This window comes from Streptomyces sp. NPDC047000, from assembly GCF_040644295.1.
Lineage (GTDB): Bacteria > Actinomycetota > Actinomycetes > Streptomycetales > Streptomycetaceae > Streptomyces.
In genome coordinates this window covers 306,912-329,443 of sequence record NZ_JBEYWE010000001.1, presented here as the reverse complement: position 1 = coordinate 329,443, position 22,532 = coordinate 306,912, and the positions used below count along the sequence as shown (strand labels likewise).

14 protein-coding genes are annotated in these 22,532 nt (G+C 71.6%); 6 read left to right on the top strand and 8 right to left on the bottom strand.

What is annotated here, in order from left to right:
- The first annotated feature begins 8 nt into the window (after nucleotides 1–8).
- Nucleotides 9–2,900 (top strand): glycoside hydrolase family 2 TIM barrel-domain containing protein, encoded by a 2,892-nt coding sequence (locus ABZ862_RS01340; protein WP_360950288.1) that lies wholly within the window; start codon nucleotides 9–11, stop codon nucleotides 2,898–2,900.
- A 133-nt stretch (nucleotides 2,901–3,033) separates the two neighbouring features.
- Nucleotides 3,034–3,633, top strand: coding sequence for a hypothetical protein (locus tag ABZ862_RS01335; RefSeq protein WP_360950285.1), 600 nt, complete (start codon nucleotides 3,034–3,036; stop codon nucleotides 3,631–3,633).
- Between the two features lie 494 nt (nucleotides 3,634–4,127).
- Here ABZ862_RS01335 and ABZ862_RS01330 read toward each other — a convergent pair whose 3' ends face one another.
- From ABZ862_RS01330 to mmsA, 3 genes are all read right to left on the bottom strand, one after another.
- The gene (locus ABZ862_RS01330; protein ID WP_360950282.1) at nucleotides 4,128–5,240 is read right to left on the bottom strand and encodes a sugar-binding protein; all 1,113 of its coding nucleotides are present in this window, start codon (nucleotides 5,238–5,240) and stop codon (nucleotides 4,128–4,130) included.
- A gap of 125 nt (nucleotides 5,241–5,365) precedes the next feature.
- Nucleotides 5,366–6,664, bottom strand: coding sequence for a multiple monosaccharide ABC transporter permease (mmsB, locus tag ABZ862_RS01325; protein WP_360950279.1), 1,299 nt, complete (start codon nucleotides 6,662–6,664; stop codon nucleotides 5,366–5,368).
- A complete protein-coding gene (gene mmsA / locus ABZ862_RS01320; protein WP_360951370.1) occupies nucleotides 6,661–8,181 on the bottom strand; it encodes a multiple monosaccharide ABC transporter ATP-binding protein in 1,521 nt (506 codons plus the stop codon). Before mmsA ends, mmsB begins: the two co-directional genes overlap by 4 nt.
- A 295-nt stretch (nucleotides 8,182–8,476) precedes the next feature.
- On the opposite strand from mmsA, the gene ABZ862_RS01315 reads away from it, so the two are divergent.
- On the top strand, nucleotides 8,477–9,667 hold the full coding sequence (locus tag ABZ862_RS01315; protein ID WP_360950276.1) for an ROK family transcriptional regulator: 1,191 nt from the start codon (nucleotides 8,477–8,479) through the stop codon (nucleotides 9,665–9,667).
- A 189-nt stretch (nucleotides 9,668–9,856) separates the two neighbouring features.
- Here the strand turns inward: ABZ862_RS01315 and ABZ862_RS01310 are convergent, their stop codons facing one another.
- The gene (locus ABZ862_RS01310) at nucleotides 9,857–11,893 is read right to left on the bottom strand and encodes a DUF2264 domain-containing protein (RefSeq protein ID WP_360950273.1); all 2,037 of its coding nucleotides are present in this window, start codon (nucleotides 11,891–11,893) and stop codon (nucleotides 9,857–9,859) included.
- Nucleotides 11,894–12,180: 287 nt separating this feature from the next.
- Entirely contained in the window at nucleotides 12,181–13,320 is a 1,140-nt protein-coding gene (locus ABZ862_RS01305; RefSeq protein WP_360950270.1) for a rhamnogalacturonan acetylesterase, read from the bottom strand.
- A 258-nt stretch (nucleotides 13,321–13,578) separates the two neighbouring features.
- Here ABZ862_RS01305 and ABZ862_RS01300 point away from each other — a divergent pair, with 258 nt between their 5' ends.
- The gene (locus tag ABZ862_RS01300; protein ID WP_360950267.1) at nucleotides 13,579–15,261 is read left to right on the top strand and encodes a rhamnogalacturonan lyase B N-terminal domain-containing protein; all 1,683 of its coding nucleotides are present in this window, start codon (nucleotides 13,579–13,581) and stop codon (nucleotides 15,259–15,261) included.
- Nucleotides 15,262–15,301: 40 nt separating this feature from the next.
- Here ABZ862_RS01300 and ABZ862_RS01295 read toward each other — a convergent pair whose 3' ends face one another.
- Complete coding sequence (locus ABZ862_RS01295; RefSeq protein ID WP_360950264.1) at nucleotides 15,302–16,765, bottom strand: RICIN domain-containing protein; 1,464 nt, start codon at nucleotides 16,763–16,765, stop codon at nucleotides 15,302–15,304.
- A 219-nt stretch (nucleotides 16,766–16,984) separates the two neighbouring features.
- Between ABZ862_RS01295 and mmuM the strand changes: the two genes are divergently transcribed.
- Nucleotides 16,985–18,067, top strand: a complete 1,083-nt coding sequence (gene mmuM / locus ABZ862_RS01290; RefSeq protein ID WP_360950261.1) for a homocysteine S-methyltransferase — start codon at nucleotides 16,985–16,987, stop codon at nucleotides 18,065–18,067.
- A 105-nt stretch (nucleotides 18,068–18,172) separates the two neighbouring features.
- On the opposite strand, the gene ABZ862_RS01285 is transcribed toward mmuM, so the two are convergent.
- Nucleotides 18,173–19,768, bottom strand: coding sequence for a carboxylesterase family protein (locus ABZ862_RS01285; protein ID WP_360950258.1), 1,596 nt, complete (start codon nucleotides 19,766–19,768; stop codon nucleotides 18,173–18,175).
- Between the two features lie 431 nt (nucleotides 19,769–20,199).
- On the opposite strand from ABZ862_RS01285, the gene ABZ862_RS01280 reads away from it, so the two are divergent.
- A complete protein-coding gene (locus ABZ862_RS01280) occupies nucleotides 20,200–21,282 on the top strand; it encodes a substrate-binding domain-containing protein (protein WP_360951367.1) in 1,083 nt (360 codons plus the stop codon).
- 113 nt (nucleotides 21,283–21,395) lie between these two features.
- On the opposite strand, the gene ABZ862_RS01275 is transcribed toward ABZ862_RS01280, so the two are convergent.
- Nucleotides 21,396–22,532 (bottom strand): YihY/virulence factor BrkB family protein, encoded by a 1,137-nt coding sequence (locus ABZ862_RS01275; protein WP_360950255.1) that lies wholly within the window; start codon nucleotides 22,530–22,532, stop codon nucleotides 21,396–21,398.

Here is a 22,532-nt window from a genome sequence, read left to right as displayed (position 1 = left end):
GGAGACCGATGTCATCTCGCACCGACCATGTGACCGACTACGTCACGGACCATGCGACCGACTACGTGGAAGACGTCTCGCCGGGCCGCGGGACGCTGCCGCCCCGCGCCTGGCACCCCGCCTCGGACGCCGGGTCGCTGTCGCTGAACGGCGGCTGGCGCCTGCGGGTGTCCCCCACCGCGGACGCCGAGGACGACGCGTTCGCCGCGCCCGGCTACGACGCCGGGCAGTGGCCCGAGGTCACCGTACCCGGCCACTGGGTGCTCCAGGGCGACGGCCGCTTCGGCTCCCCGGTCTACACCAACCACCTCTACCCCTTCCCCGTCGACCCGCCCCGGGTACCGACCGAGAACCCGACCGGCGACCATCTGCGGCTCTTCGACCTGCCCTCCGACTGGCCCGCCGCGGGCGGGGCCGTGCTGCGCTTCGACGGGGTGGAGTCGTGCGCCCGGGTGTGGCTGAACGGCACGGAGCTGGGCGAGTTCAAGGGCTCGCGGCTGCCGCACGAGTTCGCGGTGGGCCATCTGCTGGAGCCGGCCGGCAACGTCCTCGCGGTCCGCGTCCACCAGTGGTCGGCGGGCTCGTACCTGGAGGACCAGGACCAGTGGTGGCTGCCCGGCATCTTCCGTGACGTGACCCTGCTGCACCGGCCGCCGGGAGCCGCCGCCGACTTCTTCGTGCACGCCTCCTACGACCACCTCACCGGCACGGGCACCCTGCGCGTCGACTCCACCGCCGCGGGGCGGGTGTCGGTGCCCGCGCTGGACATCGATGTCGCCACCGGCGAAGCGGTGACCGTCCCGGTCCGCCCCTGGACGGCGGAGACCCCGGCGCTCTACGACGGCGTCCTGGCCACCGACGGCGAACGGGTGCCGCTGCGCATCGGCTTCCGCACCGTCCGGCTGGCGGACGGCCTGATCACGGTGAACGGCAGGCCGGTCCTGTTCAAGGGCGTCAACCGCCATGAATGGCACCCGGAGAAGGGCCGCGCCCTCGACCTCGCGACGATGCGCGAGGACGTGCTGCTGATGAAACGGCACAACGTCAACGCCGTGCGCACCTCGCACTACCCGCCGCACCCGGCCTTCCTCGACCTGTGCGACGAGTACGGCCTGTGGGTGATCGACGAGTGCGACCTGGAGACCCACGGCTTCACCGAACAGGGCTGGCGCGACAACCCCGTCGACGACGACCGCTGGACCCCGGCCCTGCTCGACCGCGCGGCCCGCATGGTCGAGCGGGACAAGAACCGTCCCTCGGTGGTCATCTGGTCCCTGGGCAACGAGGCCGGCACCGGGCGCGGCCTGACCGCGATGGCCGAGTGGATCCGCGACCGCGACCCGTCCCGTCTCCTCCACTACGAGGGCGACGTCAACTGCCGTGACACGGACGTCTACTCACGGATGTACGCGGACCACGCCGAGGTCGGGCGGATCGGCGGCGGCCTGGACGGCGGCCCGCTCCGGCGCCGTGAACTCCCCTTCATCCTCTGCGAGTACGGCCACGCGATGGGCAACGGGCCCGGCGGCATCGCCGATTACCAGCGGATCTTCGAGTCGCACCCCCGGCTACAGGGCGGCTTCATCTGGGAGTGGATCGACCACGGCATCAAGGACGAGCGGTACGGCTTCGCCTACGGCGGCGACTTCGGCGAGGAGCTGCACGACGGCAACTTCGTCTGCGACGGCCTGCTGTTCCCGGACCGGCAGCCCTCCCCCGGGCTGGCCGAGTACGCCAAGGTGATCGAGCCGGTGGCCGTCAGCGGCGGCGACGGCACCGTACGGATCACCAACAAGCAGGACTTCGCCGATCTCTCGGCGCTGGCGTTCGAGTGGTCGTACCAGGTGGACGGCGAGACGGTGGAGTCGGGCCCGCTCCAGGTGCCGCCCCTGGCCCCCGGCGAGTCGGCCGAGCCGAAGCTCCCGGCACCGCCCACGGCCGCCGCGGGCGCCGAGATCCACTGTACGGTGCGGGCGGTGCTGGCCGCGGACACCCCCTGGGGCCCGCGGGGCCATGAGGTGGCCTGGGGCCAGTTCCCGCTGTCCCCCCGCCGCACCCCGCGCCCCGTCACCGCGCCGCGCCGGCCGGTCCGCACCGACCGGGCGATCACGCTGGGCCCGGCGGCCTTCGACCCCCGTACCGGCGCGCTGCGCTCCGTCGGCTCCGTGGCCGTCACCGGTCTCCGCCTGGACGTGTGGCGGGCGACGACGGACAACGACGACGGCGCCGCCTGGCAGTCGCACATCCGCTACGGCCGGCTGTGGCGCACCATCGGCCTGCACCGCATGCGCCACCGCCTCGACTCCGTGGAGGCGGGCGAGGACGCCCTGACCGTACGCACCCGGGTGGCCCCGGCGGCCCGCGAGCTGGGCCTGGCGACGACGTACCGCTGGACCTCGGACGGCACCCGGCTCGCGCTCACGGTCTCCGTCTCGCCGGAAGGCGACTGGACGGTCCCCCTCCCCCGGCTCGGCATCCGCTTCGCGCTCGGCGCGGCCGACGGGGTGACCTGGTTCGGCGGTGGCCCGGGCGAGGCCTACCCGGACACCAGGGCGGCGTCCCGGCTGGGCCGCTGGCGGTCGACCGTGGACGCGCTCCAGACCCCCTACGTCCGCCCGCAGGAGAACGGTGCCCGGGCCGACGTCCGCTGGGCCGAACTCGGCGGTCTGCGCGTCGAGGGCGACCCGGAGTTCTGGCTGACGGCCCGCCGCTGGACCACCGAGCAGCTGGACGCCGCCCGGCACCGCACCGGTCTGACGCCCGGCGGCACGGTCTGGGTGAACCTCGACCACGGCCTGCACGGCATCGGCTCCCAGTCCTGCGGGCCGGGCCCGCTCCCCCGGTACCACCTGCGGGCGCGGCCCGCGGAGTTCAAGGTCACCTTCTCGGAGGTGATCTGACCCCCGGTCGCGGCGACCGGCGCGCGGACTCCTCCACGGTTACGGGGGAGTTAACGGCAGAAGTGGTACCGGACCCGCCCGTGCCGGACGGGAACGCCCGCGACGGGTCCGCGCCCCGCTACGCTCGGCCTTCATGAGTGACCTGTCAGCCCAGGCGTACAACGACGAAGCCTCCGTCTGGAGCCGTCTCGCCGCCCTGCTCCCGGACCCCGACGACGTGGACCGGGTGCAGGGCTGCTGGGACGTCGGGGAGCAGGAGGCCGGGCTGGACGTACTGGTGGGACGGCTGCTGGAACGGAAACTGGTGATCGCCGAACCGGTCCGCGCCGAACTGGCGGTCATGGCGGCGCAGTGGGGGGTGTGGGACCGGCTGGCCGACGAGATCATGCGCTGCCGGGCCGACGGCACGGACCCGGCGCCGCTGCGCGTCCGGGCCGGCGCCGACGCCGAACCGGTGCCGGTGCGCACCGTGCTGCCGGAGCATCCGACCCCGGACCTCTGGCTGGTCCCGTGGATCTCCTGCGGCTCCTGCGGCCGTACCCTGGCCCGCGCCCACGAGCGGGAGGACTGGGGCGACCTGTCCTACGTCCCCGAGTTCCACGTGGTGTACGCACAGGACGGTTCCCTGCCCCCGCAGGTGTTCGACGAGACGCGCCGGGACGCGGCCTGGGCGGCCCTCGCGGCCCTGCGGACAGTCTGCCGTTGTGACATATCCCACCGATCCCCCGCATAACGACATCCCTCGGAAGGGACCGCCCCCGCCGTGGCCCGCGTCGGCCTCACCACCGACCTGGTCGTCTCGGCGGCCACCGGGCGTGGCCGAGGGCGGGGGCCCACGGGCGTGGCCGAGGGCGAGTCGCGGGAGGGCGTGAGGAGGGCGTGAGGAGGCCGTGGGGGCCGCAGACGCAGAACTCCCCGAGAAGCACGAGGCTTCCCGGGGAGGGCGGGCGGTGCCGGGTTCTCGACGGCGTCGCCGCGGGGCGGGCGATCCGGTGTCAGGTCCGGGTCGCCGGGTCCCCTCGGCGTGAGAACCGTCCGGTCCGGGGCGATCCGGTGTCAGGTCCGGGTCGCGGTGGGCCGGGGGCGCCGTCCGCCGTTCTGGGGGGCCGCCGCTGGTGGGGCGGCTCCGGGGTGCCGCGCGGGCCGGGGGTGGTGGCTCGGGCGGCGGTGTCGGCCGGGGGTCCCGCGCCCCGGAGGGCGGCCGGGGCGCGGGACTCCGCGAGGGGACTACTTGGTGAGCGGGGCCAGGTTCGGGTCGTTGGCGTAGGCCTCGGCCGCGTTCGCCTTGGTCACGATGACCGGGGCGAGCAGGTAGGCCGGGACGACCTTGACACCGTTGTTGTAGGACTTGGTGTCGTTGACGGTCGGCTTGGCACCCTTCTGGAGGGCGGTGACCATGCCGATGGTCTCCTTGACCAGGTTACGGGTGTCCTTGTTGATGGTGGAGTACTGCTCACCCTTCATGATGGACTTGACCGACTCGACCTCGGAGTCCTGGCCGGTGACCACCGGTATGGCCTTGCCGGCGCCCTTCACCGAGGTGAGGATCGCGCGGGCCAGGGTGTCGTTCGGGGAGAGGACACCGTCCAGCTTCTTCTTGCCGCTGTAGGTCGAGTTGAGCAGCGAGTCCATGCGGGACTGCGCGTTCTCGGCCTTCCAGCCCTGAGTCGCGGTCTGCTTGATGTCCGTCTGGCCGGAGCCGACGACGACCTGCTTCTTGTCGATGTACGGCTTGAGGACGTCCATCGCACCGTTGAAGAAGACCTTCGAGTTGTTGTCGTCCGGGGAACCGGAGAACAGCTCGATGTTCCAGGGGCCCTTGGGGTTCTTGGCCTTCATCCCGTCGATGAGGGCCTGGCCCTGGAGCTGGCCGACCTTGAAGTTGTCGTACGCGATGTAGTAGTCGACGTTCTTCGTGTTGGTGATGAGGCGGTCGTAGGCGATGACCACGGCACCGGCGTCCTTGGCCTGCTGCACCTGGGTGGCCAGCTGCGAGGCGTCGGTCGCGCCGATCACGATGACCTTGGCGCCCTTGGTGACCATGGAGGAGATCTGCGCCTGCTGGTCGGCGACCGTGGTGGAGGCACCGGCGTACTGGACGTCGGCCTTGAATCCCGCATCCTTCAGACCCTTGGTGAACAGGTTGCCCGCGAGCACCCAGTTCTCGGAGGTCTTCGCCGGCAGCGCGACACCGACGAGGGAGTCCTTCGCGAAGCCCGAGGCGGACGACTTGTCCGTGGAGGAGGAGCTGTCGCGCTCGCTGGAGCAGGCGGTGGCACCCAGGGTGAGGAGTGCGGCAGCGCCGACCGTGGCAACGGCTCTGGTGGTGAGTCTGCGCATGACGAGTAGTGCCCTTCTAGCAATGGTGCGGGAGTGCGCGCCTTGGTGTCGGCGCTGGAGGAGCGGACTGAACTGACGGGCAGCCCGCGAGCGGTAGACCGTTGGCCGACCGGGGACCTGGTGGGTCAGCCGGCGACCGGGGTCTTCTGGGGATCAGAGGCCGACCCGGAGGAGTCGGCCGGTGCCGCCGGTTCTTCTCGTCGGAACGGACGCATCAGCGTCCCGATGATCGAGAACCGCCCCTGGCTCTTGTTGTAGACGTCGAGGGCGACTGCGAGGAGGAGGACCAGACCCTTGATGATCTGGACCATGTCCGAGCCGACACCCTCGAGCTGGAGGCCGTTGTTGAGCAGGGCCATCACGAGACCACCGACGATGGAGCCGCTGATGGTGCCGAGACCGCCGGTGACCGCCGCGCCGCCGATGAAGACCGCGGCGATGGCGTCGAGCTCCCAGCTCAGACCGTCCTGGGGACCGGAGGCCGTGGAGCGGGCCACGAAGATCATGCCGGCCAGAGCGGCCAGGATCGACATGTTCATCATGACGAAGAAGTTCGTCCGCTTGAGCTTCACACCGGAGAGCTCGGCGGCGCGGGAGTTGCCGCCCACGGCGTAGATGTGACGGCCGCCGACAGTGTTGCGGGTGTAGTGCGAATACGCAAGCACCAGGACCATCAGGATGATGCCGGAGATCGGGAAGCTGGTGCCGACGCGGCCGCCGGCGAACCGGAGGGTGGCGAAGATGATGACGGCGACCATGATCACCACGCGGACACCGGTGACCCAGATCGGGCCGGTCTCGGCACCCATCTCGTGCCGCGTCTGGCGGGACCGCCACTCGCGCCACACCACACCGGCACAGGCCAGCAGACCGAGCAGCACCGTCAGGTTGTTGAACCCGGTGTCCGGGCCCACCTCGGGCAGGAAGCCGGCGCCGATCTTGCGGAAGCCCTCGGGGACCGGCACGGTGTCGGCGTTGCCGATGTACTGGTTGCCGCCGCGGAACAGCAGCATGCCGGCCAGGGTGACGATGAACGCCGGGACCCCGAAGTAGGCGACCCAGAAGCCCTGCCAGGCGCCGATCGCCGCGCCGACGAGCAGACCGAGCAGGATGGCCAGCGGCCACGGCAGGTCGTACTCCTGCATCGCCTTCGCGACAACGATGCCAGTGAACGCCGCGACCGAGCCGACCGAGAGGTCGATGTGCCCCGCCACGATCACCATCAGCATGCCGATGGCGAGGATCAGGATGTACGAGTACTGGCTGACCACCGCGATCAGGTTGCTGGAGGTCAGGGTCAGGCCGCCGGTCCAGATCTGGAACAGGAGGACGATCGCCACGAGGGTGAAGATCATGCCGAACTGGCGGGCGTTGGAGGATGTGCCTCCGAAGAGGTTCTTCTGCAGCTCTTTGAACTTGCTCATGTCGTCGGGCTCTTCTTCATCGCGGTCATCTGCTTCATGAGGAGTTCCGGATCGGCGTCGCTACGCGCCACCTCGCCGGTGATGGTGCCTTCGAACACCGTGTAGATGCGGTCGCACAGGCCGATGAGCTCGGGCAGCTCCGAAGAGATGACGATGACGCCCTTGCCCTGGTCGACGAGCTTGTGGATGATCCCGTAGATCTCGTACTTGGCACCCACGTCGATACCGCGGGTCGGTTCGTCGAGGATCAGCAGGTCCGGGTCGGTGAACATCCACTTCGCCAGGACGACCTTCTGCTGGTTGCCGCCGGAGAGCTTGATGACACCCTCGTCGACCGTGGGGGTCTTGATCCTGAGGCTCTGGCGGTACTCGTCGGAGATGCGGTACTCGGCCGGCTTGTCGACGACACCGCGCTTGACGATCTTCGACAGCTTGGCCGCCACCACCGACGTCTTGATGTCGTCGAGGAGGTTGAGGCCGATCGCCTTGCGGTCCTCGCTGACGTAGGCCATGCCGTGACGGATCGCGTCCGCCACCGTCTTGACCTGGATCTCCTTGCCGTCCTTGAACACCCTGCCGGACAGCCAGGTGCCGTAGGAGCGGCCGAACAGGCTCATGGCGAGCTCGGTCCGGCCGGCGCCCATGAGGCCGGCGAAGCCGACGATCTCACCGCGCCGGACGTTGAAGGCGGACCCCTTGCAGACGAGCCGGTCCTCGGCCATCGGGTGCCGCACGGTCCAGTCCGAGACCTCGAAGAAGACCTCTCCGATGTTCGGGGTGTGGTCCGGGAAGCGGCTGCTGAGCTCGCGGCCGACCATCCCGCGCACGATCCGGTCCTCGTTGACCCCGTCGCCCTTGACGTCGAGGCTCTCGATGGTCTGGCCGTCACGCAGGATCGTGATGGTGTCGGCCACCGCCTCGATCTCGTTGAGCTTGTGCGAGATCATGATCGAGGTGATGCCCTGCTGCTTGAAACCGCGGAGCAGGTCGAGCAGATGCCGGGAGTCGTCCTCGTTCAGGGCCGCGGTCGGCTCGTCGAGGATGAGGAGCCGCACATCCTTGGCGAACGCCTTGGCGATCTCCACCAGCTGCTGCTTGCCGACACCGATGTCCTTGATCAGCGTGTCGGGGTCCTCTTCCAGGCCCACCTGCTTCATGAGCTCGACGGCCCGGCGCTGGGCCTGCTTCCAGTCGATGGCGCCCCGCTTGCGCGGTTCGTTGCCGAGGAAGATGTTCTCGGTGATCGACATCCCCGGGACCAGGGCGAGCTCCTGGTGGATGATGACGATCCCCGCGTGCTCACTGGCCCGGATGTCGCCGAACCGGCAGCGCTCGTTGCGGTAGAAGATCTCCCCCTCGTAGGTGCCGTACGGGTAGACCCCGCTCAGCACCTTCATGAGGGTGGACTTGCCGGCACCGTTCTCTCCGCAGATCGCGTGGATCTCGCCCTCGCGGACAACCAGGTTGACGTCGGAGAGCGCCTTCACGCCGGGGAAGGTCTTGGTGATCGACTGCATCTCCAGCAGGATCGGTGCCCCGGTCACGAGAGGAGCTCCGCACTGCGGGGGCCCGCGTGACCGCACGGCTCCATGCCGTCGGTGATGCGGCAGTTTGTGGACATCAGCTTGCCTCCGAGTAGCACTACGCCGTGCTTCCTTCATGTCCGGCTTATTACGTTGCTGCGGACGCTAAATCCATTTGTTTTACTTAGTCAAGCCAGGAGCATCGGAGGACCAAACGGACATGTCAGGGAGTGGAGACGTACCGAAGGCCGGCACGAACCTTCCCAAAGTCGGGCGATACAACCAAGCCGTGGTGCTGGACCAGATCCAGATGGCCGACGGAATCAGCCGAGTAGAGATCGCGCAACGAACTGGTCTCACCCCGCAGACGGTGTCCGGGATCGTGCGCCGGCTGCTCGACGAGGGCATCGTGCGCGAGGACGGCGCGAGCCGCGGGGCCACCGGCGGCAAGCCCCGCACCACCCTGCGGGTCGACGCGGGCGCGGGCCGGGCGGTGGGGGTGCACTTCGACCCCGTCCATCTGACCTGCGCGGTGATCGACCTGCTCGGCAGGCCTCTCGTGGTGCGCAGGAGACCCACGCCGCCGGATGCCGATCCGGCCCGGATCGTGGCCGCCATGGCGGAGTTGGTCTTCGCCGTGCTGGCCGAGGCGGGACTCTCCCGGGACGAGGTGCTGGGCCTCGGGCTGGCCACTCCGGGGCCGATCGAGCGGGAGCTGGGGATGATCGTCGCTCCGCCGCAGCTCACGCACTGGGCCCGCGTCCCGTTGCAGCGAATGTTGAGTGACTTGACGGGGCTGCCTGTGACTCTTGACAACGATGCCACCGCAGCCGCGATCGGCGAACGCTGGGCCGGAGCGGGCAAAGGTGTGGCGAACTTCGCCCATTTCTTCTTCGGTACCGGGATCGGCGGCGGACTCATCCTCAATTACCAGGTCTACAGAGGAGGTTCGCTGAACGCCGGAGAGTTCGGACATGCCTCGCTGCTGCCCGACGGGCCCGAGTGCTACTGCGGCAACCGGGGGTGCCTGGACCGGATCGCCAACCCGTCCGCCATCGTGGCGGAGACCCGGCGCAGGCTCGCCGAGGGCGGTCAGGAAAGTATGCTTTCGCAATCCTTCGCGAGGAATCCGGCGTCGGTCGATCATGCCGCCGTCCGTATCGCCGCCGCCGAGGGGGATCCGGTCGCCGCCGCGGTCATCGACGAGGCGGCGGCCCGGGTGGCCGTGGTCGCGACAGCCATCGTCAACTTCATCGACATCGACCTCGTCATCCTCGGCGGGCACGGCATCCAGTTCGTGGAGTCACGGTACGTCGAAGTCGTGCGGTCCGCCCTCGAAACCAGGCCATTGTCCCGGCACATCCGGGTCGTCGAGGTGGCGGCCTCACCGCTCGGTCCCAACGCGGCCGTGGTGGGCAGCGCGGCCCTGGTCCTGCACCGTCTGTACTCACCGCAGTTGTCGGCCCTCCTGGCGAACTGAGCTGCGGAGCAGTCCCGGCCGGGCCGAAAAGTGACTGTCCGTCAAGAGCGCTGTCCGCCGAAAGGGCTTGCCTGCGAGCGGAGTCGGCCGGCCGGCGGCTCGGCCCGGTGGTCGGGGGCGCGTCGAAGGGACCGCACCCGTCCGTCCGGCCGGGATCTCCCGGCCGGGATCAGCTGTCCGGCGCGGCGCTCAGCGGGACGTCACCGACCACGACGACGCCGGGCCGGACGCCTGCCCGGACGCACGGCCCGACGCCGACGCCGCCGCCCCCGGGCCGTGCGACGCCGCGAAGCGGAAGCGGCGGGTCGGCGCATCCCGCCAGACGACCTCCAGCTCGATGTCCGGCCCGGGTCCCGGCTCCGTCCCCGACGGGGTGTCAGGCCGCGTGTCGGGGCAGGTGTCGGGCCGCTTGTCCGGCGGGGTGTCGGGCCGCGTGTACGGCTCGGGTACCGGCCCGGCGCCGGTCCCGCGGCTCTCCCTCACGCGGACGGAGACCAGGCGCGCCAGGGGCAGCGGATCGCGTTCGGCGGTGAGGCGGGCCGCCGCCACGAAGAGCGTGGCCGGTGCCCCGCCGGTCGCACCGGTCAGCGGGGGCGGGACCTCCGCCGTGTCCGGCGGCACCTCGTCGGCGCTCCGCAGGCCACGGGGGCCGCGAGGACCACGGACGCCGTGAAGGTCAAGGGGGGCGCCGGCACCGTCCGAACGGTCCGGCCCGGGCACGCCGTGCAGGGCGCGCAAGCCGTACAGCGGGAGCAGTTCGGCCGTCTCACCGTTCTCCTCCCACGGGACCCACCCCGTGAGCCGCACCTCCGTCCCCGGGGCGGCGCCCGCGACCAGATGGGCCCGGATCTCCGCCGCGCCCTCGGCCACCACGAGGCTGACGACCGTGGCGCCGGAGGCCGTGGTGTGCCGGGAGGCCGCCCAGCCCTCCCCCACCCCCAGCGGAACGATGCCCGTACGGTCCGGATCGCCGCCGACCGTGACGGAGTTGTCCGGCGGTGACGCCACCGGCCGCGTCACCGTGGAGTAGGCGAGGCGGGTGTAGTAGGGGTCGTAACGGACGTCCTCGCTGCCGTGGTTGTGCAGCCGGACGATGCCGTCGGTGCGGGTCGACTGGAGCAGCCAGTTGGGGCCGCTCACGCCGGTCACCGCGTCGGCGCGCTCGGCGGGGCCCGGCTCCTCGGGCGCCGTCCACACGGGGTCGCCGGGCGGCAGGAGCAGCCCGAGGAAGCCCTTGCTCGCCCAGTACGGCGACGCCGGGCCCGAATAGCCCTGCACGACGGCCGGGTCCGGACCGTCCCAGCCGAGGGTGAGCAGACCCCGCTCGTCCACGGCACCGCGGTCGAGGAAGTACTTGAGCGCGCCCGAGGCCAGCCGCCGGGTCTCGCCGGGCGTGAGCGGCGTACGGCCGGTGAGCGCGCCCAGCCACAGGGGGGCCGCGGTGGCGAAGCGGTACGTCAGGGAGCGGCCCTGGTGCAGAGGGGCGCCGTCGCCGCCGAACAGCCGGGCGTAGTCGGCGAGGTGGCGTTCGAGGCGGCTGCCGTAGTGGTCGAGCAGCCCCGGGTCGTCCGCCAGCCAGGCGTGCAGCACCGGGTAGAGGTGCAGGGCCCAGCCGTTGTAGTAGTCGAAGGCCCGGCCGGGACCGTCCGAGTACCAGCCTTCTCCGACGTACCAGTCCTCGATCCGCTCCAGGCCGCGCTCGACGGCCTTGCGGGAGGCCTCGGGCTCATGTCCGACCTCCGCGAGGAAGCCGCCGACGGTGACGGGGAACAGCTCCCAGTTGCAAACCCACGGTTCCGCGGTGAGGGCGCCGGCGAGCCAGTCGGCGGCTCTTCGGCGCACCGGGTCGGGGAGCCGGTCCCACAGCAGGGGCCGGGTCAGCCGCAGGGCCAGGGCGATCGAGGCGGCCTCCACGAGGGGCTGGCCGCGGTCCTCGATACGCGGCCAGACGCCGGCGGTGCCGGCCGCGAGGCCCTCCGCGTAGCGTCCGAGGGCGTTCTCGTCCCTGCGTAAGGCCGCGAGGAGGAAGGTGCGGGCGTAGCCCTCGAGCCCGTCCGAGAGGCGTCCTGACCAACTCTGGCGGTCTCCGGGAAGGTGATAGAGGGCCTGGTCCCCGGTGGCGTACGGCCGGACGGCCGCGAGCAGGGCGTCGGCGGCCGCCTCCCAGTGGGCTCGGGTGTAGCCGGTGCGCGGGCTGAGAGTACGGTCGGTGGGAGGCAGGTGCATCGGAGGCTTCGCTCCTTACAGTGGGGGCTGCACGCCGGTCAGAGAGGGTCCGATCGTTCGGCGAGTGAAATCAATCACTCCAGAAACACTCCTGCGTGTTCAAGCCGTGAAATCAAGCACCTCTTGCTTGTTCAGGTAGTGAAAGCACTTTCCCTCCCCAAAGCCAAGATCCTTCAGTCCATGAAGCCGTGTAACGCCACAGTGACGCTCTGTACCTGCCGGGTGAGGCGCATCCCACCCGGCGGGGGCCCGGGACGCCCCGGTTCCGGTCGGGACGCCTCAGGGTCCTATGGGACGGGTCGTACGTCCATGGGCCGACCGGTCGCCGCGCCCGGCTCCCCGTGCACCGGCTCCCCGCGCACCTCCCGCTCGGACACCAGGCCGAGGGCGACGAGTCCGTCGCGGACCAGCCCCGCGTAGACGGTGGCCCCGTGGGCGGAGGTGTGGGTGTTGTCCTTCTTCTCGTCATAGAGGTAGATCGCCTTGGAGCCCTCCACCCCGAGGGACTCGACGAGCGTCTTGGTCCGCGCGGTCAGGTCGACGAGCGGCACGCCCTCGGCGGCGGCGACGGAGCGGATCACCGCCGGGTGGTCCACCCCGAGCCCGTTGACCAGCAGGGCCGTGCCGTTGTTCAGGGTGCCGTCCGCGTTGAACCAGCGCCGGACGATCGGCGTGACCAGAACGGGCCGGCCCCTCCGCGCCCGGACACCGGCGACCAGTTTCTCGAGGTTGGCCCGGTAGGTCGGCTCGTCGGTCGTCTTGTCGTTGTGGGCGAGCTGGACGAGCACCAGGTCTCCCGGGTGGATCAGCGGCCGGACGGTGTCCCACAGGCGCGGGTCGGCCAGGTAGCTGACCGTGCTCTCCCCGGAGTCGGCGTGGTTGGCGACGGACAGGCCGCGGCGCAGGAACTGCGGGAGCTGCTGGCCCCAGCCGGAGTAGGGGGCGCCGGGCTGGTCGCAGACGGTGGAGTCACCGATCAGGAGGATCTGGCGGGCGTGCCTCGCGGGGGTGACCGTGATACCGGCGAGGGCGGGGGCGGCGCCGCCGAGGGCGAGGTCGAGTCCGGGTGAGCCGTCGGGCCCGGTGGGCTCGCCCTCCGGGGTGCGGACGTCGACGGTGAAGGAGCGGGTGACGGTCTCACCGGCCGCGGTGGCGGTCTCCGGGAGCAGGGAGCGGCGGGTCTCACCGCTGATGCCGGTGCTCGCGGCCGCCGCACCGCCGAGACGGACCCGGACGTCGTAGGCGCCCGGCGGGACGTCGAAGTGGCAGGCGGTCGCGGTGCAGTCGCCGATGCCGAGCGGGGGCGACGGCGGCCGCGGTGGCTGCCGCTCGTCCGCGGAGGCGGGCACGGCCGTGAGCGCGGTGCTCAGGGTGAGCGCCGCGAGGGTGGCGAGGCCGAGTCGTCTCGTGAGCGTCCTGGGGGTCATACGCGGCTCCTCGGTGAGCGGGCACGGGGCTGGCCGCTGGACCGTACCGCTGCCGACAAGCGCTTTCTAGCCCCTTGGATTTTTTGACGAAAATGCCAACTCCAGCCGAGCGAAAGCCCTTTCGCAATAACGATTCAACTGTCACTCTGCCAGACACCGCACGCGTCACGGCTCCACCCGCACCACGCACCGCCCCCGTCACGCATCACGCATCACGCACCCGCACCCCGTATCCGCACCTCCGAAGGAGGCACTCCCATGTCCGGATCCGTGAACAAGCCGGTCCGACGCCGTACCTTCGTGCTCGGCACGGCTGCCGCCGCCGGTTCCGCGGCGCTCGCCGGCCCGCTGGCGTCCACCGCGGCGGCCGCCGGTTTCGGCTGGAGCGACGACGGCTCGAACTACGTCGTCGACACCGGCGCGAGCCTGGTGTTCAAGGTCAGCAAGACCAACGGCGATCTGGCCTCGCTGGTCTACAAGGGAACCGAGTACCAGGGCTACGGCGGCAAGAACTCCCACATCGAGTCGGGGCTCGGCACCTCCACCGTGACCCTCGCGCAGTCCGGCTCGACCATCCTGGTCTCCGTCACGTACGGCACGCTGAAGCTCTACTACGCGGCCCGCAGCGGCGAGAACAACGTGTACGTCTGGACGAACAAGGCCGACGCGTCGGTCAGCGCGACCCGGTACATCGTGCGCGTCAAGGCGGGGCTGTTCCTCAACGACGAGCCGGACTCGTACACCTACGCGCCCACCACCGTCGAGGCGTCGGACGTGTTCCAGAAGTCCGACGGCCAGACCCGCTCGAAGCACTACTCCAAGCTGCGCGTCATCGACTACGACTACATCGGCTGGACCACCGGTGGCGTCGGTCTGTGGGTGGTGCGCAGCAACCACGAGAAGGCGTCCGGCGGCCCCTTCTACCGCTCGCTGCTGCGCCACCAGAGCGCGGACGGCGGCGGGCTGTACGAGATCCTGTACTACGGCGAGAACCAGACGGAGTCGGAGCGTTACGGCCTCCAGGGTCCGTACGTGATCGCCTTCACGGACGGCGGCGCACCGTCCTCCGCCCTCTACCACGCGAACCTCACCACCTCCCCGTCCTGGGCGGACTCGCTCGGTCTCTCCGGGTACGTGCCCGCGAGCGGCCGGGGCCGGGTGGCGGGGGTCGGGATCACCGGGCGGAACACCGCGTTCGCGTACACCGTGGGCCTCGCCAACTCGGCGGCCCAGTACTGGGGCTCGGCGCGCGCGTCGGACGGCTACTTCTCGATCACCGGGGTGCTGCCGGGGACGTACACCCTGACCGTCCACAAGGGCGAACTGGCCGTGTACACGACGTCGGTGACGGTCACCGCGGGCGGTACGACCACCCTCAACACGATCGCGGTCCCCACCTCCAACGATCCGGGGAACGCCACCGCGATCTGGCGTCTCGGCGACTGGGACGGCACGCCCGGCGGGTTCAAGAACGCGGCCCTGATGACGTACGCCCATCCGTCCGACGTGCGGGCCGCCGCCTGGACCGGCAACGTGGTGATCGGCGGCGGCGGTGAGACCGCGGCCTTCCCGGCGTACCTCTGGAAGGACGTCAACAGCGGCCTGGTCGTGTACTTCAGGCTCACCGCGGCACAGGCCGCCGCCGCGCACACCCTGCGGATCGGCGTGACGACCGCCTACGCCAACGGCCGCCCCCAGATCACCGTCAACAGCTGGACGTCGTCGATCCCCTCACCGCCCGCCCAGCCGAGCACGCGGTCACTGACCGTGGGCTCGTACCGGGGCAACAACTACACCTTCAGTTACAGCGTTCCGGCCAGTGCCTGGCTCACGGACACCAGCCAGTACAACGTGCTGAGGATCTATGTGGTGAGCGGCTCGGGGACGACGGGCTATCTCAGCGCGGGCACGGCGGTCGACGCGATCGACCTGCTGGCCTGACGGGCCGGCGGCCCGGTGGCCCGACGGCCGCCGGGTGATCTCAGGTCCCGCGCGTCCACTGCTGGTTGGTCCCTCCGTTGCAGGTGTACGTGATGAGCGCGGCGGAGTCGGCGGTGGACGCGCCGGACACATCGAGGCACTCGCCGCTCGCACGCGAGGCGATGGTCACGTAGGAGCCGGACGTGACCACCGACCACTGCTGGGCGGTGCTCCCGGTGCAGTTCTCCTGGGTGACGTCGCTCGCGTTCTCCTGGAGGCACAGGGAACTGCCGCGGCCCATGAGCGCGTAGTGGCCCGAGCCGAGATCCTTGAACCACCATTTCTGGTTGGTGCCGCCGTTGCAGGTGTACTGGCTGAGCGCGACCCCCTGCCAGAGCGACTGGTTCGGCACGTCGGCGCACTTCGCACTGTGCCGGGCGATCAGCGTGCTGTAGGTGGCGGCGGTCCCGGTGACGGTGCCGGCGGCGGTGTCGACGGACACCTCCGGGTACCAGGACAGGGACATCGACGTGGCCGTCGGGAAGGTCAACGGCAGCCAGACATAACGGGAGTCGTCGACGGTCCCGCCGAAGGAGTTGCCCCAGCGGTCGCCCATGTAGAGGTACGAGGTGCCCGAACTCCCGCTCACCGGGAGGACGTAGGCGGTCTGCGAGTTGTACGCCGTCGAGTCGCCGACGTTCGTCCAGGAGGTCCAGGGACCGGCCGGGGAGGTCGCGGTGGCGTACTGCTGCTGGTTGGCGCTCCAGCCGGTGGCGCCGGAGGTCAGCATGAAGTAGACGCCGCCCCGCTTGAACAGGGCCGGGGCCTCCCGGTGGCCGCCGGGCCAGGGGTTGGCGACGAGGGCGGCGATCCCGGTGTAGTCCGCGGTGAGCCGGTAGATGTGCAGGTCGTAGTTCTCGTTGGCGGCGGAGACCAGGTAGGCGGTGCCGTCGGTGTCCACGTAGGTGGTGAGGTCGCGGGACATGTACTGGCCGAGCGGCTGGAAGCTGCCCTGGTAGGTGTAGGTGCCGTCGATCGTCGCGGACACGGCGACGGCGGCCCTGGCCTGGCTGTAGTCGACGCCGTTCTCCTTGTGCATCCACATCACGTACGTGCCGGTGGCCGCGTTGTAGATGACCTTGGGCCGCTCGATGTACGCGGTGCCGAGTTCGGCGGCGGAGGACTGCGACAGGACGTGGCCGCGGAACTCCCAGGACTTCAGGTCGGTGGAGCGGTAGGCGTCCACGTATCTGAAGGTGTTGTCGGCGTTGCGGTCCTCGCCGAACCAGTAGTAGTAGGAGCCGGCCTTGACGACACCGCCGCCGTGCGCGTGCAGGGCGTTGCCCGAGGTGTCGGTGAACTGGACGCCGTTGGTGACGGTCTGGACCGCCGCCCGCGCCGTACCGGCGACACCCAGCGCACCGGCGAGCGCGAGGCAGAGGGCGAGGAGGAGGGACAGGAGGGGAGCGAGGAGAGGGACCGGGGCGGGGGGACGGGCGGGTGGCAGATGCTGTTCGCGGCTCATACGGGCTCCCTGTCGGGGACACGGTGAGGTGGGACGACCGGGACGGCGATTGTTCGTGATACCGGCCGCCATCTGTCATGCCGAACGCCGGAAAGGTACGCGCGGGGTGCGAGGAGGTCAACGGTTCGGACGGGACATGGCAGTAAGCGATTTCTGCGACTGCCGTCCGGGGCAGGGTCGGGTCGGGTCGGGTCGGAGGGCATGGACTAGCGTCGAATCGTGCGCACCCCCGACCGGAACTCTCCCCGCCCGCCCTCCCCCGGCCTCGCCGAGGCGCTCGGCGCCGGACCGGTCGTCCTGGACGGCGGGATATCCAATCAGCTCGAGTCGGCCGGGCACGATCTGGGCGACGGGCTCTGGTCGGCCCGGCTGCTCGCCGAGCGGCCCGCGGCGATCACCGAGGCCCACCTCGCCTACTTCGAGGCCGGTGCGAGCGTGGCGATCACGGCGAGCTACCAGGCCACGTTCGAGGGCTTCGCCCGGCGCGGCATCGGGGCGCGGGAGGCGGCGCGGCTGATGGCGCTGAGCGTGGAACTGGCGCGGGAGGCGGCGCGGCGGGCCCGGGCCGGGGGTGTGACGCGTCCGCTGTGGGTGGCCGGATCCGCGGGGCCCTACGGGGCGATGCTGGCGGACGGCTCGGAGTACCGGGGGCGGTACGGGCTGGGCGTCGCCGAGCTGGAGCGTTTCCACCGGCCGCGGCTGGAGGCGCTGGCCTCGGCGGGTCCCGACGTCCTGGCCCTGGAGACGGTCCCCGACGTGGACGAGGCGAGGGCGCTGCTGCGGGCGGTACGGGGGCTCGGGGTGCCGGTGTGGCTGTCGTACACGGTCGCCGGTGACCGTACGAGGGCGGGGCAGCCGCTGGCGGAGGCGTTCGCGGTCGCGGCGGACGCGGACGAGGTGATCGCGGTGGGGGTCAACTGCTGCGCCCCCGGGGACGTCGGACCGGCTGTGGCGACCGCCTCCCGCGTCACCGGCAGACCTGTCGTCGTCTACCCGAACAGCGGCGAGTCCTGGGACGCCGGCACCCGCACCTGGACCGGCGGCTCCACCTTCGCCCCGGAGCAGGTCAGGTCCTGGTACCGGGCCGGTGCGCGGCTGATCGGGGGGTGCTGCCGGGTCGGTCCCGAGACGGTCGGGGCCGTCGCCCGGACCCTCGCGCGGACCGTGCCCCAGGACGCGCCGCGGACCGGTCCCGGTCCCCTGCGTCCGGGCGGACGCGCCACCGGCAGGGAAGACCAGGATGCGGGGGCCATGGGCCGGGCGGACGACGGGAGTGACGGGACGCCCTGGCTTGATCTTTAACGTCCGGCGGATCAGGCCGGAGAGCATCGGCCCAGGACACCGGCGGTGCCCATCGGCTCGGGGAAGTGCCGGCCCCCGCGTCTTTGGCGTGATCCGCCGGACGGCCTAGCTCCGCCGCGAGGCGCCGGGGCGCCGCAGCCGGCGCAGGACCGCCGCCCCTGCCCGCGGCTCCGTCCCGCCGCCGTCCGTGGCCGCAGCCGGACGCTCCGCGGCCGGGCCCGCGGTCTCCGGGGCGTCCGGCTGCGGGGCGTCCGCCTCCGGAGAGCCCGGCGGCCACAGCGCGAGATGCGCGTCCCGGGGGCCGTACACCGTGTACGGTTGCTCGCCGTCCCCGAAGACCCGCACCGGGTGCGACGCGTCCCACGCCTCCCACCCGGGATCGCCCTCGGTGGCGAAGCGGACCCACGCCCCGTGCATCTCCCGGGCGAGTTCCCGGGGCGCCCCCTCCCCCGCGAGCCGCGCCGACTCCGGCACCTCACCGTTGTCGAAGACGAACCCCAGCTCCAGGGCGTGGCACGCGCCGAGGTCGGCAAGCCGTGAGGGCCACGCGAACTCGTAGACGTACGCGGAACCGGACCGCGCGTCCGCGAGCCGGTGCAGCGGCAGCCGCAGCAGACGGTCGGTGACCATCTGGCCGACGAGGTCGGCGGTCGAGGCCGTGGGGAGCAGCGCGCGGTATCCGCGCGGGACGTCGGGACCGCAGTGGCAGCGGGCGCGCCCCACGGCGACGGCGAAGGCGCCGAGCCGGTCGACGCGTTCCAGCAGTCCGCCGGGCACGAGCCACAGCCGGTACTCGTCCCGGGTCCAGCCGAGCAGCAGTTCCACGTCCCGTGCCACGTCGCCCTCGGCCAGTGCGTCCAGGGGATCACGCGGTACGAGGTCGCCGTCGACGACGATGCCGAAGGCCGGGCCGCCGAGGACGGGGCCGCTGAGCCGTCCCGCCTCCGCCTGGACGCGCAGCAGTACGTCGCGGTCCACGGCGGCGAACGCCTCCGCCGTGGCCGGGATCCTCAGCCGGGCCGCCATCCGGCGCACCATGCGCCGTACGTCGTCGCGGTCGGACGCCTCGGGCGCCCCGCTCTGCAGCACCGCCCGCCGGAACAGCCCCTGGGCCTGCGGTGCGGCGATGAGCGCGCCGATGCTGATGGCGCCGGCGGACTGCCCGCACAGGGTGACGCGGTCGGGGTCGCCTCCGAAGGCGGCGACGGAGTCGTGGACCCAGAGCAGCGCGGCGAGCTGGTCGTGCAGCCCGGCGTTGGCCGGCGCGTCGGGGAAGAGGCCGTAGCCCTCGACACCGAGGCGGTGGTTGAGGGAGACGCAGACGACGCCGTCGCGGGCGAAGGCACGGCCGTCGTAGACCGGTACCGCGGAGGAGCCCCTGGTCAGCGCGCCGCCGTGCAGCCAGACGAGGACCGGGAGGCGGGCGCCGGGGTCCGGCTGCGGTGTCCATACGTTGAGGTTGAGGCAGTCGTCGCCAGGCACGACGGGGTCGGACAGATACTGCGAGAAGGCGGCCGAGTACGGCGGTTTCGGTGCCGTGGGACCGAAGGCTCCCGCGTCGCGGACGCCGTCCCAGGGCTCGGGCGGGACGGGCGGCCGGAAGCGGCGGGGGCCGAAGGGGGGTGCGGCGTAGGGGATGCCGCGGAAGACGGCGATCCCGTGCTCGTGGCGGCCGCGCACCGCTCCGTGGGGTGTGCGCACGACAGGGTTCTCGATGTCCGGGGGGTCCGCGGCGTCCGCCCGGGGCGTCCGGCCCACCGGGCCCACTCGCTCCGCACGCCACGCCGGTTCCGTCGGTTCCTCTGGTTCCGCCGTCATCTGCACCAGCTCCTCGCCGCGCTCGTGCACCGTCCACACCAGAGCACCACATCGCTCCCCGGTATTCCGGTCGGCGTGCCGCGGGCCCGGCGGGCCGGACGGCCGCGCGGTCCGTGTCCCGCCGTGATCGATCCGTTCGCGGTTTCGCAAGTACGGCCCGGCGTGATTCCGCGAATTACCTTGTCTTCCCGCCGTCTTGCGGCGCATCTATCGTAGGAAGCGCTTTCTCTGTGGTGGCTGTGCGGGCCGCGCGAGCCGCGCTGGTCGCAACTTTCGATGGCCCCGGGGCGGGCCGGAGAGGCGGGTTCCCGATGGTGGTCCGTTCGGGGAGTGCGAGCGGCACGACGGCGGGGCCGACACTGGCGGTGGTGGCCCGGGAGGCGGGCGTGTCGGTACCGACGGCGTCGAAGGTGGTCAACGGCCGCGCGGACGTGGCTCCGGAGACCCGCCGCCGGGTCACCGAGGCGCTCGAACGGCTCGGTTACGTCCGCAGGCCCCGGTTCGACGCGGCGAAGGCGCCCGCGCTGGTCGATCTCGTGGTGCAGGCGCTGGACAGTCCCTGGTCGGGGGCGGTGCTGCGCGGGGTGGAGGAGGCTGCCCGCGAGGCGGGCCTGGAGGTGGTGGTGTCGTCGGCCCCGCCCGGCCACGGCACCGGCCTGACCCACAGCAGCGGCGGCAGCGGCAGCGGTGGACGTCCGGACCGGGGGTGGCTGGACCGGCTCACCGCGCGTGGTTCCGCCGGGGTGCTGTTCCACGTGGCGGAGCTGTCACCGGCGCAGTACGCCCGGCTCGACCACCTCCGCCTCCCGTACGTCATGATCGACCCGGTGTCCGAGCCGCCGGCGGGCGTGGTGTCGGTGGGTGCCGCGAACTGGCGGGGCGGGGTGACGGCCACCGAGCACCTGCTGGAGCTGGGGCACGAGCGCATCGCCGTGGTCGCGGGGTCGCGGCGCCGGATGTGCGGTGCGGCCCGGGTCGCCGGGTACCGCTCGGCGCTGGCCTCGGCGGGGGTTCGGCCGCGTGCGGAGTACCTCCGGGTGGGCGGTCCGGACGAGGGGGCCGCCCGGGTCCGGATGCTGGAGCTGCTCGATCTGCCGGAGCCGCCGACGGCCGTCTTCGCCTGCTCGGACCGCGCGGCGCTCGGGGTGTACGGGGCGCTCGCCGAGCGCGGGCTGCGGGTGCCGTACGACATGAGCGTGGTCGGCTTCGGTGATCTGCCCGAGGCCCGCTGGGCCGCCCCCGCACTCACCACGGTCCGCCGGCCCACGGCGGAGATGGCCTCGACGGCGCTGCGCCTGCTGGTGAGGATGATGGCCGGGGACCGCCCGGAGGGGACCAGGACGGAGCTCTCCACCCGTCTGGTGGAACGCGCCAGCACCGCCCCGCCTCCCGTCTGACGGCAGAGGCCGGCCCGCACCCCGGCCGGGCCTCCGGCCGCACCCCGGTCGGCACCATGACCAGGACCCCGGCCGCACCCCGGCCGCCCCTCGCAGGACCCCGGCCGGGTCGGTCACGGCTCGTCGGGCTTCTGGGGCGGCTGGCCGTTCTTCGCGTGGGTGCGCAGGCGGGAGGTGACGTCCTCCGGGGGCAGGAAGCGGGACCAGCGCTCCGGGAACTCGGAGGGCATGTCGGGGTCGTCGGGGTCGGGCTCGCGTTCCGCCGCGACCCGGGCGACGTACTCGGCGATCTGCGCCTCCCGCAGACGTTCGTTCGCGGCGCGGGCCGCGGCGGTCGCGGCGGCCGGCCAGACCCGGTCGACGGCGGCGTTGACCGCCGCCCCGACCAGCACGGCGAAAGCCGACACGCCGATCCACAGCAGGACCGCGACGGCGGCGGCGAGGGAGCCGTAGATCGTCGCTCCCTCGATCTCGTGGGTGATGTAGATACGCATCAGGAAGCTGCCGAGCACCCACATGGCGAGGGCGACCAGCGCGCCGGGCACGTCCTCGACCCAGGGGGAGCGCACCGGCACGGACACGTGGTAGAGCGTCGTCAGGAAGACCACGGACAGGACGATCAGCACAGGCCAGTAGAGGATCTGTACCAGCGTCTCCGACCAGGGGACCACCCCCACCACCGCGTCCGGGCCCACCACCATCAGGGGCAGTGCGACCGAGCCGATCAGCAGGGCCACGATGAACAGCAGGAACGACATCACACGGGACCACACGACGCCTCGCACGCCGTCCAGGCCGTACATGACGGTGATGGTCTCGACGAAGACGTTCACCGCGCGGGAACCCGACCACAGGGCGAACAGGAAACCGAGCGAGATGACGTCGGGACGGCCGCCCTTGCTCACGTCGTGCAGGAGGGGCACCAGGATGTCGTGGACGCCCTTCTCCGACAGGACGGTGCGGGAGGCCTCGAGGATGTTGTCCTCCAGGCTCTTGATGGTGTCGGTGCCGGTCCAGTCGTCGACGTAGCCGAGCAGGCCGATCAGGCTGAGCAGCAACGGGGGCACGGAGAGCAGGGTGAAGAAGGCCGCCTCGGCCGCCAGGCCCAGGATGCGGTAGTGCACGCACGAGTTGACGGTGTCCTTGAGCAGCAGCCAGGCGGTCTTGCGCTTGGAGACGTTCCGGTAGAGGGCCCGGGCCCGGTGGAGGCGGCCCGCGGGCCTCTCGGGGGTGTCACTTGCATGCTGCAC